16 protein-coding genes are annotated in these 14,915 nt (G+C 59.7%); 6 read left to right on the top strand and 10 right to left on the bottom strand.

The features are described from left to right. Positions 1-25: 25 nt before the first annotated feature. From nadS to ACNA0J_RS22915, 6 genes are all read left to right on the top strand, one after another. Positions 26-325 carry a NadS family protein gene (nadS, locus tag ACNA0J_RS22940; RefSeq protein ID WP_415821182.1) on the top strand — a complete coding sequence of 100 codons (300 nt, stop codon included), beginning with the start codon at positions 26-28 and terminating at the stop codon, positions 323-325. Between the two features lie 231 nt (positions 326-556). Further along, on the top strand, positions 557-1,573 hold the full coding sequence (locus ACNA0J_RS22935) for a Bug family tripartite tricarboxylate transporter substrate binding protein (RefSeq protein WP_415821181.1): 1,017 nt from the start codon (positions 557-559) through the stop codon (positions 1,571-1,573). A 127-nt stretch (positions 1,574-1,700) separates the two neighbouring features. Next, the gene (locus ACNA0J_RS22930; RefSeq protein WP_415821180.1) at positions 1,701-2,288 is read left to right on the top strand and encodes a cysteine hydrolase family protein; all 588 of its coding nucleotides are present in this window, start codon (positions 1,701-1,703) and stop codon (positions 2,286-2,288) included. Beyond that, complete coding sequence (locus ACNA0J_RS22925) at positions 2,285-3,079, top strand: SDR family NAD(P)-dependent oxidoreductase (RefSeq protein ID WP_415821179.1); 795 nt, start codon at positions 2,285-2,287, stop codon at positions 3,077-3,079. Before ACNA0J_RS22930 ends, ACNA0J_RS22925 begins: the two co-directional genes overlap by 4 nt. A 50-nt stretch (positions 3,080-3,129) precedes the next feature. Continuing rightward, positions 3,130-4,593 carry an FAD-dependent oxidoreductase gene (locus ACNA0J_RS22920; RefSeq protein WP_415821178.1) on the top strand — a complete coding sequence of 488 codons (1,464 nt, stop codon included), beginning with the start codon at positions 3,130-3,132 and terminating at the stop codon, positions 4,591-4,593. A gap of 46 nt (positions 4,594-4,639) precedes the next feature. Then, a complete protein-coding gene (locus tag ACNA0J_RS22915; RefSeq protein ID WP_415821177.1) occupies positions 4,640-5,569 on the top strand; it encodes a LysR family transcriptional regulator in 930 nt (309 codons plus the stop codon). Here the strand turns inward: ACNA0J_RS22915 and ACNA0J_RS22910 are convergent. The 10 genes from ACNA0J_RS22910 to ACNA0J_RS22865 all read right to left on the bottom strand — a co-directional run bounded on the left by ACNA0J_RS22910 (position 5,545) and on the right by ACNA0J_RS22865 (position 14,800). After that, the gene (locus tag ACNA0J_RS22910; RefSeq protein ID WP_415821176.1) at positions 5,545-6,303 is read right to left on the bottom strand and encodes a LamB/YcsF family protein; all 759 of its coding nucleotides are present in this window, start codon (positions 6,301-6,303) and stop codon (positions 5,545-5,547) included. The genes ACNA0J_RS22915 and ACNA0J_RS22910 overlap by 25 nt on opposite strands. A 9-nt stretch (positions 6,304-6,312) precedes the next feature. Next, the gene (locus tag ACNA0J_RS22905; protein WP_415821174.1) at positions 6,313-7,323 is read right to left on the bottom strand and encodes a 5-oxoprolinase subunit C family protein; all 1,011 of its coding nucleotides are present in this window, start codon (positions 7,321-7,323) and stop codon (positions 6,313-6,315) included. Then, entirely contained in the window at positions 7,320-7,997 is a 678-nt protein-coding gene (pxpB, locus tag ACNA0J_RS22900; protein ID WP_415821173.1) for a 5-oxoprolinase subunit PxpB, read from the bottom strand. Before pxpB ends, ACNA0J_RS22905 begins: the two co-directional genes overlap by 4 nt. Further along, positions 7,994-9,394, bottom strand: a complete 1,401-nt coding sequence (locus ACNA0J_RS22895; RefSeq protein WP_415821172.1) for an amidase — start codon at positions 9,392-9,394, stop codon at positions 7,994-7,996. The genes pxpB and ACNA0J_RS22895 overlap by 4 nt, the downstream gene beginning before the upstream one ends. A gap of 16 nt (positions 9,395-9,410) precedes the next feature. Next, complete coding sequence (locus ACNA0J_RS22890) at positions 9,411-10,079, bottom strand: RraA family protein (RefSeq protein ID WP_415821171.1); 669 nt, start codon at positions 10,077-10,079, stop codon at positions 9,411-9,413. A gap of 71 nt (positions 10,080-10,150) precedes the next feature. Then, a complete protein-coding gene (locus ACNA0J_RS22885; RefSeq protein ID WP_415821170.1) occupies positions 10,151-11,425 on the bottom strand; it encodes a TRAP transporter large permease in 1,275 nt (424 codons plus the stop codon). Continuing rightward, positions 11,422-11,982: a TRAP transporter small permease subunit gene (locus ACNA0J_RS22880; protein WP_415821169.1), complete on the bottom strand. Its 561-nt coding sequence runs from the start codon at positions 11,980-11,982 to the stop codon at positions 11,422-11,424. Before ACNA0J_RS22880 ends, ACNA0J_RS22885 begins: the two co-directional genes overlap by 4 nt. 67 nt (positions 11,983-12,049) lie before the next feature. Further along, complete coding sequence (gene dctP / locus ACNA0J_RS22875; RefSeq protein WP_415821168.1) at positions 12,050-13,168, bottom strand: TRAP transporter substrate-binding protein DctP; 1,119 nt, start codon at positions 13,166-13,168, stop codon at positions 12,050-12,052. An 88-nt stretch (positions 13,169-13,256) separates the two neighbouring features. Next, the gene (locus ACNA0J_RS22870) at positions 13,257-14,072 is read right to left on the bottom strand and encodes a putative hydro-lyase (protein WP_415821167.1); all 816 of its coding nucleotides are present in this window, start codon (positions 14,070-14,072) and stop codon (positions 13,257-13,259) included. Continuing rightward, the gene (locus ACNA0J_RS22865) at positions 14,069-14,800 is read right to left on the bottom strand and encodes a maleate cis-trans isomerase family protein (protein ID WP_415821166.1); all 732 of its coding nucleotides are present in this window, start codon (positions 14,798-14,800) and stop codon (positions 14,069-14,071) included. Before ACNA0J_RS22865 ends, ACNA0J_RS22870 begins: the two co-directional genes overlap by 4 nt. Positions 14,801-14,915 lie beyond the last annotated feature (115 nt).

The following is a 14,915-nucleotide window of genomic DNA, read 5'->3' as shown; positions in this document are numbered from 1 at the left end:
GTCGATTGGCAAAGGAACTGCGACGATGAAGAAGGACAACGCTGTATTTGACGAGTTGCAAACCAGTCTGAAGCAGGCGGCTGCCATTCGTAAAGGCGCGATGAAGCCGTCGCGCGTGTTCAAGGTCGATGTGATCGATGTCAAGGCGACACGTGAGAAAACCCATTTGTCTCAGGCCGAGTTCGCCAAGGCGATTCAGGTCAGCGTTCGTACACTGCAAAATTGGGAACAAGGCCATCGCAATCCGACGGGCCCCGCTGTTGCGCTTTTGAAGATCGTAGCGAGTGTTCCTGATGTGGCCGTGCAGGCACTGCTGCGGGCGTGACAGAAGATTTGGCCATGCAGCGAGCCATTGATGACGCTCGTAGTCAGGGAAACGCCGCGATCCGATAGCCGTATCCTGTGCGGACTGGGGATGTCCTGAGCGTTTCCATGATGGTGTTGCCCGTCTACCGATTCTTACGTTTCGCGTAGGAATCCATCTCGGAAATTGGTGTTTCGTCGCGCTCCGCGCGATGAGACACTCTTACGCACAACGAGAACGACGGAGACAACGATGAGGAATGCTGCTTTATGCGTGCTACCTCGTGCCGCTCGCGCCTTTGTGCGCTCTGTGGGTATCCTGGCCGTGGCTCTGGGCGTGACAACGCCTGCCCAGGCCCAGGACTACCCGGCGGGACGACCAATCAAGCTGGTGGTGCCTTGGCCTGTGGGCGGTGTGACAGATGCGGCCAGCCGTATTCTGGCCACACGGCTCGGAGAGCAACTAGGGACCACGATCATTGTCGAGAATCGCAGCGGTGCGAATGGCCGCGTCGGGACGGACTATGCGGCGTCTGCGCCTGCAGATGGCTACACGCTGTTCGTTGCCAGTGCCGAGACGCATGCTATCAATCCGCACGTCTATTCGACCTTGTCTTACGATCCGATCAAGGCGTTTACGGGGGTGGCGCCGTTTGCTCTCAATCCGTTTGCGTTGGTCTCGCGCGCTGATTTAAAGGCCGGGACGCTGCAGGAGGTGATCGCGTTGGCCAAGGCTCGTCCCGGTGAGTTGACCTTTGCGTCATGGGGCGTGGGCAGTACTTCGCAGATCGGTATGGAGATGCTTAAAGGCCAGTACCAGTTGCAGATGCTGCATGTTCCGTTTCAAGGCGAGGCGCCTGCGGTGAACGCGTTGATGGCCGGGCAGGTGGACTTGATGGTGTTGCCCGCGGCGCGCGCCAAGGCGCTGAGTGCGGATGGCAAGATCAAGGTCTATTCGATGATGACCCACGATCGTTTTTTCGTGTTGCCCGATACGCCTGGGATGGATGAGTTGGGGATCAAGGGCATTAATGTGGTGAATTGGTTTGCTGTGGTGGCGCCTGCCAATACACCGGAGCCGATTGTGCAGCGCGTGGCGGGGGCCATCAATTCCATCATTCAATCGCCTGACGCCATCGCGAATTTCCGGGCGCTGGGGGTGGACGTGCACCCTGTGATGAGCCCCGGCGATCTGCAGCATTTCATTGAATCAGAGACGCAGCGTTGGGGGGACGTGATTTCCAACGCCAATATCAAGCTGGACGGCTGAGCGCGTCTGTATTCCTGTGCGTGGTTGCGAGCCAGGCGTGTTCGATATTTCAGGCGCGCTGGGCGTAGCCGTGGGAAGCGTCTGCGCTTCTGGTTCACCTTCAACATCAAACAAGAGAGGATTCGTTTTGAACGCTATTTATCTGGTCCTGGACATGCAGAACGACCTGGTCAACCCGGAGGCGGGAGCCATGCCCAGTCCGTTGGTGCAAGAGGCTCGCGACAGGGATATCGTCGCCCGGACAGCTCGTGCGATAGAGGCCGCTCGTCGAGCCGGCGTGGCTATTGGATTTGTACGTGTGGGTTTCTCCAGTGACTATCATGAGTGTCCAAAGGGCTCGCCGATTTTTGGCGGCGCGCCTGACGCGGGATTGTTCCGTTTGGGTACCCGAGGGACGGAGATCCATCCTGATCTGGGGGCACGTGATACGGACGTGCACGTCGTTAAACACCGTGTCAGTCCGTTTTATGCGACGACGCTGATGGCGCAACTGAGAGCGATGCGGATCGAGCGTATCTATTGCTCGGGCGTGTCCACGCAAGCCGTGGTGCAGGCTACTGTGCGCGACGCACATGACCGCGATTTTGATGTGGTCCTGCTCGAGGATTGCTGCGCCGCGCATTCTGCCGAGGAACACGCTCACTCTGTCCAATCGCTGGGCCGGTTTTGTCGAGTTGTGAACTCCAGCGATGATGTCTTTGGAGCCGGAGCATGATCTTGTCGGCGGAAGTGGCATTGATCACTGGGGCGGCACAAGGATTGGGACGGGCGATTGCGCTGGCCTATGCACACGCGGGTTGTCAGGTGGTGGTCGCGGATATCAATGAGACTGGGGCACGAGAAGTGGCCGTGGAAATCCAGGCCAACGGCGGGCAGGCCGAGGCGGTATGCCTCGATGTGGCGGATGTGCATAGTGGCCAGGCGGCTGTGCAAGCGGCGCTGCGGCGGTTCGGCAGACTCAGTGTGCTGGTCAACTGTGCGGTCTTTGCCAAATATGGTCCGTTGGCTGAGGTGGAGAGTGCGGTTATCGATCGCATGCTCGCGGTGGGCCTGAAAGGGCCGCTGTTGCTGAGTCAGAGCGTGGCCGAGCCAATGCGGCAGGCTGGGCGCGGCGTCATTATCAACATCTCGTCTGTTGTCGCGCTGACCGGAGTGGCATATAGCAGCGCCTATGCCTCGCTAAAAGGCGGGTTGGACGCGATGTCCCGCGCGCTGGCGGTGGAGTTGGGCCCGATGGGTATCAGGGTGAATTCCCTGGCGCCGTCGGCCATCCCTTCAGCGATGTCGAATGCCAATCTCGATGCCGCTGGATGGGAGGAGCGGCGGCGCCGTACTGCGCTGGGACGTATCGGCACCCAGGACGATGTGGCCGCCGCCGCAGTGTTTTTGGCGTCTCCTGCCGCGGCGTTCATGACTGGCGTGGTGTTGCCGATTGATGGCGGTTTCAGCATCGCCGGCATGGTGCCGGGTGTGGATCTGGCGACGGTGGGCCGCACGCGGCGTTGATATGTCGGGGTTAGGTGCAGACCTGTGATTCAGTACCGGGAGAAAGACGAATGATTGAAACTCATGATTTTGATGTGGTCGTTCTGGGGCATGGTATCGCCGGGCTGTCGGCAGCCGTCGCCGCCATGGAGGCGGGCGCGAGGGTAGCTGTACTCGAACGTGCCAGCGAAAGCGAAAGCGGCGGCTGCACGCGGTACACGGAAGCCTTTCTGCGGCTCAAAAGCGAAACCGAGCTGTCGGACGATTTTGATGAGGCGATGGCAGAGGTGGCCAGCGCCAATCCTGATCCTGGGTTGGTCGCCGAGATGGATAGCGCCTCGGAGTCGTGGGGCAATGTCGTGCGTTCGATGCCTGTGACGGATACGGATTACTTGGCGGCGTTGTCGCGCGAGGCTGTTCCGACGATTCAGTGGATCAAGGGGCATGGGGTGCGGTTCATTCCCACGATGCTGCCGCAGATCACGTTGGCGCCTATGACCATGATCACGCCCAGCGGGGGTGGTGCGGCGATGCTCGAGGCGTTGGGCAATGCGGCGCGCAAGGGTGGCGTCCAATTCTTTTACGAAACAACGGGACGCCGTCTGATCGAATCCGAGGGTGTTATCTCCGGTTTGCATGCGGTTGCTCGGGGGAACCGCCCCGTTGATTTTTTGGCAAAGGCAGTGGTGTTGGCCAGCGGTGGATTTGAAGGATCGCCGGAAATGCTGGCTCGTTATGTAGGCCCTGGATCTGCGGGTATTCGTCCCGTTGCGCGCGGCGCGCATTACAACCGCGGCGAAGGCATACGCATGGCGTTTGACGTGGGCGCTGCACCCGCTGGCGATTTTGGCGCCTATCACTCTACGCCTGTGGATGAGAGATCTGCACGGGCAGAGGCCAAGGTGCTGATTTTTCCTTTCGGCATCGTGGTCAATCGACTGGGTATGCGTTTCTGCGACGAAGGCAGCGGCGCCGATTACAACAATTATGACCGGATCTGCTGGGCGATACAGAAACAACCCAATAACGTCGGGTATGCCGTTCTGGATGCCAAGATCAATGATGTACCGAACTACGTCAGAGCCGTGTTGAGTGATTTGCCGCCCATAAAGGCCGACAGCCTGCCGGATTTGGCCCGCAAGCTCGATGTGCCGCTGGGTGCATTGGAGGAAACTGTAGCGGCATTTAATGCGGGATGCCGGGCAGGGCGATTCGTGCCTTCTGAGGCCGATGGTTTATCGACGGTCGGTGTTGTGCCTGCCAAGAGTAACTGGGCCCGTCCCATCGATACACCGCCGTTCATTGCGTATCCCCTTATTCCCTCCGGCATTATTACGTTCGGAGGGGTGAAAACCAACGCCAGTGCACAGGTGCTCAACAGTGACGGCGATGTGATTCCGAATCTGTACGCCGCGGGCGCGATGACTGGCATCTACTATCGGCGTTATCCGGCTGCGACCTCGGTATTGCGTGGCGCTACCTTCGGCCGGATCGCGGGGGTACACGCTGCGGGATTGCGCGGATCGGAGGGGTAGGGGGAAGCAAGGAGAAAGATGTCTTTCAACGGATAGTGGCGTTATCATGCCCGGCATGGACCTCTTTGGCGCGATTCGCACCTTTGTCACGATAGTGGAAGCCGGCGGGCTCGCCCCGGCGGCGGAGCGATTGCAGATCTCTGCTGCTGCGGTCAGCCGCCATTTGGCATTGCTCGAGAATCATCTCGAGGCGCGCTTGCTGGACCGCACGACGCGCCGCCATCGGTTGACCGAGATTGGCGAAACCTGTTTTGAACGGTTCTCGCGTATCCTCGCCGAGCTCGAGCACACCGAGCAACTGGCAACCGCCGGCACGATCGAGGCAAAGGGTGTGTTGCGCGTGGCGTCGACCATGCATTTCTGGACGTGGCGGGTTGCTCAGGTGTTGCCGGATTTCATGCGCCAACATCCCAAACTGGATGTGCAAGTCAACTTGAGCGAACGATTGGTGGATCTGGTCGAGGAGAACTACGACGTCGCACTGCAGTTTCATCCGCCGGTCAGTCAGTCGGTAGTGGGGCGCAAAATCACGACGTTGCATCGCGTGGTGTGCGCGTCGCCAGAGTATTTGCGTCTGCAAGGCGTGCCGCAAACGATAGACGAACTAGCCACCCGTGAATGTCTGTTGTATGCCAGCCGGGACGAACTGGTCGAATGGCGTTTCCGTACCGCTGAAGGCGAGCGTACAGTACGGGTGTCAGGGCGTTTACGATCCACGGACGCAAACACGCTGCGCTTGGCTGGGATGGCTGGCATCGGCATTATCCGATCGCCGTTGTTTGTCGTGGAGAAAGACCTCGCCGCCGGTCGTTTGCAGAGGATTCTGCTGCATGCGGAGTCGGTCGATCCTGACCTGTTGGCCGTCTATCCGAGCCGTCGTCACTTGCCGGCAAAGGTACGAGTGTTTGTTGATTTTCTCTGTGATCGGTTTGGACGGCCTGCGCATGCTGATCACGTAAAAGCCGCGATCCGATAGCCGATATCCTGCGCAGCCTGGCGTATGGTGCGGGCGATTTCGATTGAATCCGGTGTGTCGCTGTGCACCAGGATGGAGTCCACCGGCATGTCGAGATCCGTTCCGTCGATGGCGCGGACTTTGCCTTCTTGCAGTACGCGTTGCACGCGTTCGCGTATGAGGGCGGGATCGTGAATGACGGAGCCTGGTGTTTTGCGGCTGACCAATACGCCGTCAGGCGTGTAGGCACGGTCGGCCAGGAATGACGCGACAATATCCACGCCCAGTTTCTGCGCCACGCGGTATGCGGCGGTATGGGGCAGGGCCACGAATTTGAGCGTCGAGTCAAAGGCCTTTACCGCGCTTAATGTGGCGAGGGAAACGTCCTCGTCGATAAAAGACAGATTGCCCAGTGCACCGTGAAAATTCGCATGGGTGAGCCGGGATCCTGCGTGCTCCGCGATGGCGCTCAGCGCGCCGAGCTGATATATCGTCATCAGCTCCAGTTCCTTGGCGGTATAGGCAATATGGCGGCGTCCAAATCCCTGGATATCTGGATAGCCGACGTGGGCGCCGATACTGACGCCGTTCTTGTTTGCCAGCACTGCCGTCTGATGCATCGTCATGTAGTCGCCGGCATGAAAGCCGCAGGCGACGTTAGCCGATGTGATGAGGCCCAGAATCGCAGCGTCGTCGGCCTTGGCATAGTCGCCATAGCCTTCGCCCAGGTCGGAATTGATGTCGATGGTTTTCATAGTGGATGTTCAGTGAAAGCGTCGGCGCGTCAGCTCGCAACGCAACGCGATGTCGTCCAGGAATTTCTGATGGCGTGTGGTGATCGCTGCAGCATAGGCGATATCGCAAACGGCAAACCGCACGGGCGTGCCGGGTCGCAGTTGGGCGAACATGTGCAAGTCCGCCTCGATCACCGTGGCGATGACGGGATAGCCGCCGCTGGTGTTGCCATCGCAGAGCTGGACGATGGGCAGGCCCGAGGGGGGCAATTGCACGACACCAGGCATGATGCCGTGCGAGCGCATTTCGTGCCGTCTCTCCATTGGCAGCGTGGGGCCTTCCAGCCGGCAGCCGACGCGGTTGCTTTGGGGAGAGACTTGCCAGGTGGCGTTCACTAATTGCTGCTGTGCGGCTGCGGTCAGGTCTGGCCATTGCGCTGCCGGCAGAATATGCACCAACGGAACGACGCTATCGCCGTCTGGGGGACTGTGATCCAGACGGTCTCCCTGATGCGCGTAGGGAGCGCGTTGCATGACGGGCAAACCAAAACCGGTATTGCGGTTGCTCAAAGGAGGCGTGGGGCACAGGTCCAGTGTGTCGCCGTTTTTGAGGGGACGGCCTTGGATACCGCCAAATCCGCCTTTCAGGTCTGTAGAGGTGGATCCCAGTACCGAGGGCACTGCCAGGCCGCCGCGAACGGCCAGATAGCTGCGCACGCCGGCGCTGACTGCACCCAGTTTCAATTGCTGGCCGGCTCGTACGCTCAGCGCCCACCAGTTGGGTAATGGCCGCCCGTCGAGGGTGGCATCGACGGTGGCGCCTGATAACGCGATTTCAGTGTCGGTGTGAAACGTCAAGCATGCATGGCCCATGGTGATCTCCAGGCCGGCTGCGTCAATGGCGTTGCCCAGCATCAGATTCGCGACTGACAGCGCGACGGGATCCATGGCGCCGCTCAAGCCGACGCCGAGATGGCGCCACGATTTGCGCCCGAGGTCTTGTACCGAGGTATAGAAGCCAGCCTGATTGATTTCAATCATGGCAGGACCTCCTGGATTTCGAAGCGCACGGTATCGCCGGGCGTGAACAGGGCGGGACGGTCCTGAGTGTGGTCAAAGCAGTTGAGTGTGGTCTTGCCGATGATGTGCCAACCACACGGTGTGGTGCGGGAAAGGATGGCGGCTTGGCTGCCGCCTACGATGACGGATCCGGCTTGCACACGGGGCCTGGGTACATCGCGTCGTGGCACGGCCAGGCGGGGATCCAGTCCGCCTAGATAGGCGAATCCCGGTTGGCTGCCCAAGGCATAGACCACATAGGTGCCCTGCGCATGCAGGTCGATATAGTCTCGGGTCGTCAATCCAGCGTGACGCGCCACGAGACCGAGGTCTTCTCCATCCTGTCCGCCGTACACCACCGGCACGATAATCTGGCGGCCAGGGGATGCGCTGGCCCCGGCGGTTTCCCACGCGTCGTGGATGAAAGCCTGGCAGGCATCGAAGTCGTGCTGGATGTTGCGAAAAATCACCAGCAGGTTGTTCATGCCGGGCACGACTTCGAGCACGTCTTCGCGAGCCGACAGGCAGGCGGACATGCCCCAGACTTTCTGCTGCACGGTGAGGTCTGCGGTAGACGCGGTGGGCATGCCGAGGTCGCACAGGATGGCGTATTCGCCTTGCCTGGAGCAGATCGGTTTAGCGGCAGGACGGGTCATGTGGGCAGCGTTGGCGTGCGCAGATGCCACTGTGTACGCGATTGATAGATTTCGCCGATGTCGAGGATGCTTTCTTCGCTGTAAGGACGGCCGATGATCTGCAGTGACAGCGGCAGACCGTGCTGTGTGACGCCGTTCGGCACCGCGAGGGCCGCTAAATTGAAGAAGTTGGCAAACCGCGTGTAATAGGCGGGGGTGGAGTTCTGGTCGACTTCCGTCAGCGGCAGTGGTGCGGTGGCGGTGGTGGGTGTCAGCAGGGCATCGACCTGTTCGAAAATGGATTCGAGCTCGCGCTGCATGGCTTGCCGGCGCCGTAGTGCGTTCAGGTAATCTGCCGCCCGCACGGTGCGGCCTTTTAGCAGACGGGGACGCACGTCTTCGTCCAGGGGTTGAGAGGGATCGTCGACGAGTTCGGCGTAGAAACTATAGCCCTCGGCATTCATGATCAGGCTATTGAATTCGGCAACCTCGGCAAAGCCATAGGGCAGCGTGATGTCCACGATGTCGGCACCGGCTGCACGCAACACCTCGAGAGAGGCGTCGTAGGCGGCCAGGACTTCTGCCGTCGCAACGGCGCGCTCGTTATCTGGCAGGCGGGCCAGGCGCAGTCCTTTCAGGTCGTTGTGCCGGCGTGCCTGCACGATCCGTTGTGCATGGTGGGTGGTGTTGGCGCGGCCGCAATCGTCGTGCTCTCGTAATGCGTGATAGAGCAGGCGGGCATCGCTCACGGTACGAGTCATCGGGCCTGGGGTGTCCAGTGTGGTGCTCAGCGGCAGTATGCCCTCGGTACTGATTCGTCCTGTGCAGACTTTCAGGGCGGTCAGGTTGCACCATGAGGCGGGCAGCCGCACGGATCCCCCTGTATCGGTGCCGATGGCCCACGGTGCGAGGCCCGCCGCGACGGCCACACCCGAGCCGCTGCTCGATCCGCCGGGCGTGCGCGGGACGTCCAGATCCCAGGGATTCAGTGGTGTCCCCAGGCGAGTGTTGGTACCCCATCCGCCGGTGGCAAACTCGACGGTGTGCGTTTTGCCCAGGATGATCATCCCTTGTTGCCGAAGGCGGTGCACGAGGGCCGCCGTGACAGTGCTGCGACGGTTCTGGTTGGCGGCGCAGCCTCCCATGGTGATACGCCCTTCGATCTCGATCAGGTCTTTGAGGGCGATGGGAATGCCGTGCAATGGACCGAGGGAGCTGCCCGCTTGGCGGGCGAGGTCGGCGCTTTGTGCGAGCTGACGGGCTTCCGGCGCGTAGGTGTCGATAAACGCGTGCAGGCGGTCGTCCTGGTCTGAGATGCGTTGCAGATAGTGCTCTACCAGGGTTGCGGATGATAGCGTGCCTGCCTCGAGCTGGGCAGAGAGTTCAGTGACTGTCGCGAATGGGTTGGATAATGACATTGCACGGTTTCCCTGTTCAATGTTGCGCCAAGTGCTGTGCGATGATTGCCGAGGTACCGAGGATATCAGGGTATTTCTCGCCGGCATCGACACGTTGCAGGGTTTGTTTTTCCCCGGTTTGCAGGCCGACGGCTTTGTTGGCAGCAAATTCGATGAGTTCGGGCCGCAGGACGAGGACACCGTTTTCATCCGCCAGTATGGCATCTCCGGGGGATACCGCTACGCCGCCGCAGGACACGGGGATGCAGAATTCCCCACCTATGCCCAATGTTTTTACGGTAATGGTGGTGAGTCCTCGCGACCAGACTGGCAAGCCATAGCGTCGCAGTTCTTCGATATCGGTGACGACGCCGTCCACGATGATGCCTACGACCCCGGCCGCACGCGCGGCGTAGGCTAGCGCGCCGCCGAGGCTGGCGTGACGCTGGTCGCCGCAACGGTCGATGACCAGGATATCGCCCGGACGGGCCTGGCCCACGGCGTAATGCGCCATCGCGCCATCGGGGCCGGGGTAGCGCACGGTCACTGCGGTGCCTGCTATACGTTTGGGCGGCAACATTGCGCGGATGCCGCTATCCATGAAACCTGTGTGCAGAAAATGGCCGATCGTGGCAGGCTCCGCGCGACTGAGCAGGTCAATACGTTCGGGGGCGATGGGTTCGGGAAGCGATTTCAACAGGTACATGAGAACTGTCTCCAGATTCAGGTATGGGAAAGCCGATGAGCAGGTTGGTCGAGCTTTGAGAAAGCGAGGGTCTATCGATACCAGAGGACGACTTCGGGCCAGACGATGATGATCCCGACCAAAGTCAGCAGTGCGAGCAAATAGGGCGACACGCCAATGAAAACGTCCATGAGCGAGCCGCGTCCGCGTGTGGCTTGGACGACGTAGCAGTTCATGCCGACAGGTGGTGTGATGAGGCCGGCCTCGGTGACGAGGATCACCATGATGCCGAACCAGACGGGATCAAAGCCCAGTTTGGCCATGATGGGGGCGAGTACGGGTACGGTCAGGACTGTCAGTGATAACCCCTCCAGAAAGCAGCCCAGGATCAGGTAGATGAGCACGACCAGCAGGACTAGCGCGTATGTGCTGAGATTCAGGTCGAGCACAAAGCTCTCGAGCAGGCGGGAAAAGCCGATCATGCCCAGCGCAAAATTCAGCAATGCGGCAAAGATGATGATGATCATCAGAATGGCATTGGTCTTTGCCGTGGCAAATAGCGCTGAGTTCAGAATGCCGAAAGACATCCGGCCTCTGACGAGTGCCAGGACGACGGTCGCAATGACCCCCAGCGCTGCGGCCTCGGTTGGCGTGGCAATGCCAGCATAAATGGAACCCACTACCACCAGGAACAGCCCCAGGGGCGGCAGCAGCTTGGGCAGCGTGGCAATCCGCATGCTCCAGTCGGTCTCGATCGGCTTGCCGCTCCATTCGGGCCGCAGGATGCACAGTATGGTCGTCACCAGCATGAACAGCGCGGTCAGAATCAAGCCTGGCACAATGCCGGCCAAATAGAGCTCGGGAATGGATGTGTTGGTGATGCTGCCGTAGACGATCAGATTAATAGAAGGCGGAATCAGGATCCCCAGCGTGCCGCCTGCGGCAATGCTGCCCAGAAATAGCCGTTCGTTATAGCTGTGCAATTTGATTTGGGGAATGGCGATCGAGCCGATGGTGGCAGCGGTGGCGAGGCTGGATCCCGATGTGGCGGCAAAGATGGCACTGGTGGCCACATTGGTTTGCATCAATCGACCAGGCATTTTGTTGAGCCATGGCGCGACGGCATCGTACATTTCGCCGGCAATGCCGCTGCGCACGAAGATCTCGCCGAGCATGATGAACAACGGCACCGAGATCAGCACATAGTTTTGCGACTGGGCCCAGGCCGTCATCCCGAGCGAATCTACGATAGGGGCTGGAGAGATCAGCCCGACAGCGAGAGCGCCCAGGCCGATGACTGAAAAAATGGGCAGGCCTGCAAAGAAAAGAATGAATGCGCCCAGGATGAAGGCAATGCCGATGGTCATAGCGTGTACTCCCCGGACTGTTCGTCTTCTTCGATGAGGCTGATCGTTTCTTCATACTTGCCTCGCAGGGCAAGACCCAGGCTTTCCAGCAATACCAGCAAGGCGGAAATCAGAAAGAGGAGAACGCCGGCCAGGAAAATGAATTGAGGTATCCACATAGGCACGCGCAACGGTGTGTTTGATACCGCATCAAACGTCCATGAGTCGAAAGCAAGAATCCATATTTGCCACGCCAGGATGCCGATCAAGACGACTGTCGTCAGCACGGCCAATACGTCGAGCCAGGCTTTGGTGCGTGGCTGCAGTGTCATGTGCAGAACGTTCACCCGTATATGACTGCCTTGGAAAAACGCGTACGACAAGGCCCAGCTTGTAGCCAGGGCAAGTGCATAGCCACCGAGCTCGTCGGCGCCGACGAAGGCGACGCCAAATACTTTGCGAACCACGACGTCGGTGCTGACTAACAGCGTCGTGGCAAACAGGACGTAGAGTCCAGCCAAGGCTGCCATGCGAGACAGGCGCTCGAACAGAATTCGGGCACTGGTGAGATAAGACATGTTCTCTCCCGTGCTGGCCGCCTGTCCCGCGTACCTCAGGGACAGGCGGGCAGCGTGTAGGGTTGGGTTATTGTGCTGGAATCGTCATGTCGACGGCTTTGCCGACGGTGTCGTTCCACGCTGTGGCGCAGTCTTTGCCGCATGCCTTGCCATATTGGGGCAGCACTTTTTGCTGAACAACTTCGCGCACTTTGGCCAGGTCTTCTTTGCTGGGCTCGACCAGTTTCATATTGCCCGGCGTGACGCCGGCTTTGCCGATCATCGTGCAACGCTTGTCGGCGGTGTTGCACCAGATGCCTTCCTGGACATTCTTGGTCTGAATGGCGTCGCTGATATTGCGGTAGTAATAATCTATCGCTTTGGTCAGCCATGCGCGTTGGGTCTCGTCCAGCTTGGCCAGGCTCTTGGTGTTGATGACCTGAATGGTGGGCGCCCAGCCTGCGATCAGTGTGAACATGGTGTCGGAGACTTCATAGAGCTTTGCGGTATTGCCGGACATGGTGCCCGTGATCACGCAATCGATCACACCGCGCTGCAGCGCAGGGACCAGTTCGCCGAAAGCCATGGTGACGGGGGCGGCGCCCAGGCCTTGTACCAACTCGGACAGCGTGCTCGAGCTGACACGTACTTTTTTGCCTTTCAGGTCATCGACGGTTTTGATGTCACCCCTGCAGAAAAAGGTTTGTGCGCCCGACATGCCGGCGCCCAGCAGATTGACGCGGTAGCGCTTTTGCAGCGCGGTCTCGGCTGCCGGCTCGTAGGCGGCCAGCACTTTCTTGATGGAGTCTACTGAGGTGGCTACACCGGCCAGATCGAAACCGTCCAGGGTCGGAACATCGCCCGAACCATAGTTGGCGACCATGTTGGCCATGTCGAAAGTGCCCTGAGAAATGAGTTGCAGCGCATCTGACGGTTGGGCGTTGATGTCGGTGACGCTATTGAGCGTCGCAGTGACCTTGCCGGCGCCGAGTTCCTTGACGGTTTCGCTCCAGAAGGGTTTTACGACGAACGACCATTCCGACGTGCCCACTGGTGGCCCCAGCACGCGCATGGAAAACGGTTTCATTTCCTGTGCGAGAGAAAGCAGCTCGGCTTTGGTATCCGTTTGTGCGCGCACGGTTGTGGCAGCCAACGCGGTGACCATCACTGCTACGGCGGAAAGAAGTTGTTTGTGGATCTGCTTCATGTCAACCCTCTGTTGTGTAGCCGCGTGCGCGAGGCGACGCGGCGGAGCCAAGTGAATAACAGCAGGAGCCAAGTGGCTCTTATGCAATCTAGATCAAACGCAATTGTTCGACCGGGACATCGCCGATCAGCATGTGGCCTGGGGCGTGAGTAATCAGGATCGGGGGTTTGGCGAGGAGTGCCGCAGCCTGTGGCGTGACACCACAGCCCCAGAATACGGGGACTTCGCCAGGCAGGATGTCGGTGGGCTCGCCTTCGTCGGGGTGATGGACATCGGCGATGCCGATCTCGGCGGGGTTGCCCATATGGATGGGCGCGCCGTGTGCGCCGGGCAGGCGAGCACAGACTTCGTAAGCGATTCGGGCCTGTTCAGGCGTATAGGGCCGCATCGATACCACCATCGGTCCATGAAATGCGCCGACGCGTTTGGTCTGAATCGAGCTGTGATACATCGGGACGATTTTTCCTTCGTCCACATGCCTGACGCGCAGGCCTGCTTGTTCGAGAGCATATTCGAACGACAAGGAGCATCCCAACACAAAGCCTACGAAATCGTCCTGCCAGAGGCGGGAAACGTCATCGACTTCATCCACGAGCTGTCCATCGCGCCAGACGCGGTAGCGTGGCAGATCGGTTCTGAGGTCGATGTCAGTGCCTAGCATGGGCACTGCAGGATCACCGGGTTGGGTCATCCCGATCAAGGGGCAGGGCGTGGGGTTGGCCTGGCAGTAACCATAGAAATCCTCGGCCCAGCTTCTGGGCAGGATCACCAGATTGCCTTGGCCATAGCCCGGCGCCATGCCGCTGGTGTTGCCGTTGAACAAGCCCTGGCGCGCTTGCGCGCGAACACCCGCTGGTGTGGCGGCCCATGGCGGTAGTTGAGTTTGCGTATCGATGGATGTCATTGGGCGAGGTCCTCCGAGAATAAACGGCCGGTCGGCGTTGCCTGTTCGAGGCTGTCGATGGCATGTAAAGATGCCCATATCGTGGCCTGGTTTGACGTGACGACTGGCACGTTCAACGAGGCCTCCAGCGTCTGTACGCACTCCAGCGAGCGCCAGGCGGTACACGAGCAGAACAGCGCCTGTGCGCTGCCGTCGAAATGTTCGAGGGCAAACTGCGCGATTTCTGCAGGGTCCTGATCATTGATGGCCCGATGGCCGTTTGCGGCAGCCCGTACATCACCGTGCACGCCTTTGACGTCCATGCCTTGTGCGGTGTAGTACTCGGCGAGTTTTCGGTTCGTCCAGTCGGGATAGGGGGTCATGACGGAGATGGCGCGCACGTTCAATGACTGGAACGCTTTTGATACCGCGGTACTGGTGGTCACGCACGGAATGCCGGTGCGCTGCTCGATGGTGCTCCTGACCTGTTCGTCCCAATCTGCTCCGCGGTAAAAGCTGCCCGAGGTGCAAGCGTAGGCAATGACGTCTATCTTTGCGGTGGCCAGCAGCGCGGCTTTTTCCTGCAGATCCCGATTCATCAGGTCTAACGACGCCTCAGTCATCGTGCCATCAGGAATGTACAAGCGTTCGCTGTGCACGGTCACCGCGTCAGATAGCAGCCGCTGAAAATCGGCTTCGACGGATGTGTTGGTCGATGGAATGAGAATACCGATACGCTTTGGAATCATGCCGTTCCTTTCCCCGGATCTGTGTTGTGACCGCTTTGGTACACTTTTATGTCACTGCCACTCCCATCCTATATGGCATGTCAGGGGTGAGGGTAATCAAAATTCCTAAAGGGGC

The sequence above is a fragment of the Bordetella tumbae genome (genome assembly GCF_965139195.1).
Lineage (GTDB): Bacteria > Pseudomonadota > Gammaproteobacteria > Burkholderiales > Burkholderiaceae_B > Bordetella_A > Bordetella_A tumbae.
Note: the sequence above shows the minus strand (reverse complement) of the source record. Positions and strands in the feature narration are given on the sequence as shown.

Excerpts from the sequence above, each read along its gene's own strand:
- nadS (WP_415821182.1), top strand. The coding sequence starts at position 26 with ATGAAGAAGGACAACGCTGTATTTGACGAGTTGCAAACCAGTCTGAAG.
- ACNA0J_RS22935 (WP_415821181.1), top strand. The coding sequence starts at position 557 with ATGAGGAATGCTGCTTTATGCGTGCTACCTCGTGCCGCTCGCGCCTTT.
- ACNA0J_RS22925 (WP_415821179.1), top strand. The coding sequence starts at position 2,285 with ATGATCTTGTCGGCGGAAGTGGCATTGATCACTGGGGCGGCACAAGGA.
- ACNA0J_RS22920 (WP_415821178.1), top strand. The coding sequence starts at position 3,130 with ATGATTGAAACTCATGATTTTGATGTGGTCGTTCTGGGGCATGGTATC.
- ACNA0J_RS22915 (WP_415821177.1), top strand. The coding sequence starts at position 4,640 with ATGCCCGGCATGGACCTCTTTGGCGCGATTCGCACCTTTGTCACGATA.
- ACNA0J_RS22910 (WP_415821176.1), bottom strand. The coding sequence starts at position 6,303 with ATGAAAACCATCGACATCAATTCCGACCTGGGCGAAGGCTATGGCGAC.
- ACNA0J_RS22905 (WP_415821174.1), bottom strand. The coding sequence starts at position 7,323 with ATGATTGAAATCAATCAGGCTGGCTTCTATACCTCGGTACAAGACCTC.
- pxpB (WP_415821173.1), bottom strand. The coding sequence starts at position 7,997 with ATGACCCGTCCTGCCGCTAAACCGATCTGCTCCAGGCAAGGCGAATAC.
- ACNA0J_RS22895 (WP_415821172.1), bottom strand. The coding sequence starts at position 9,394 with ATGTCATTATCCAACCCATTCGCGACAGTCACTGAACTCTCTGCCCAG.
- ACNA0J_RS22890 (WP_415821171.1), bottom strand. The coding sequence starts at position 10,079 with ATGTACCTGTTGAAATCGCTTCCCGAACCCATCGCCCCCGAACGTATT.
- ACNA0J_RS22885 (WP_415821170.1), bottom strand. The coding sequence starts at position 11,425 with ATGACCATCGGCATTGCCTTCATCCTGGGCGCATTCATTCTTTTCTTT.
- ACNA0J_RS22880 (WP_415821169.1), bottom strand. The coding sequence starts at position 11,982 with ATGTCTTATCTCACCAGTGCCCGAATTCTGTTCGAGCGCCTGTCTCGC.
- dctP (WP_415821168.1), bottom strand. The coding sequence starts at position 13,168 with ATGAAGCAGATCCACAAACAACTTCTTTCCGCCGTAGCAGTGATGGTC.
- ACNA0J_RS22870 (WP_415821167.1), bottom strand. The coding sequence starts at position 14,072 with ATGACATCCATCGATACGCAAACTCAACTACCGCCATGGGCCGCCACA.
- ACNA0J_RS22865 (WP_415821166.1), bottom strand. The coding sequence starts at position 14,800 with ATGATTCCAAAGCGTATCGGTATTCTCATTCCATCGACCAACACATCC.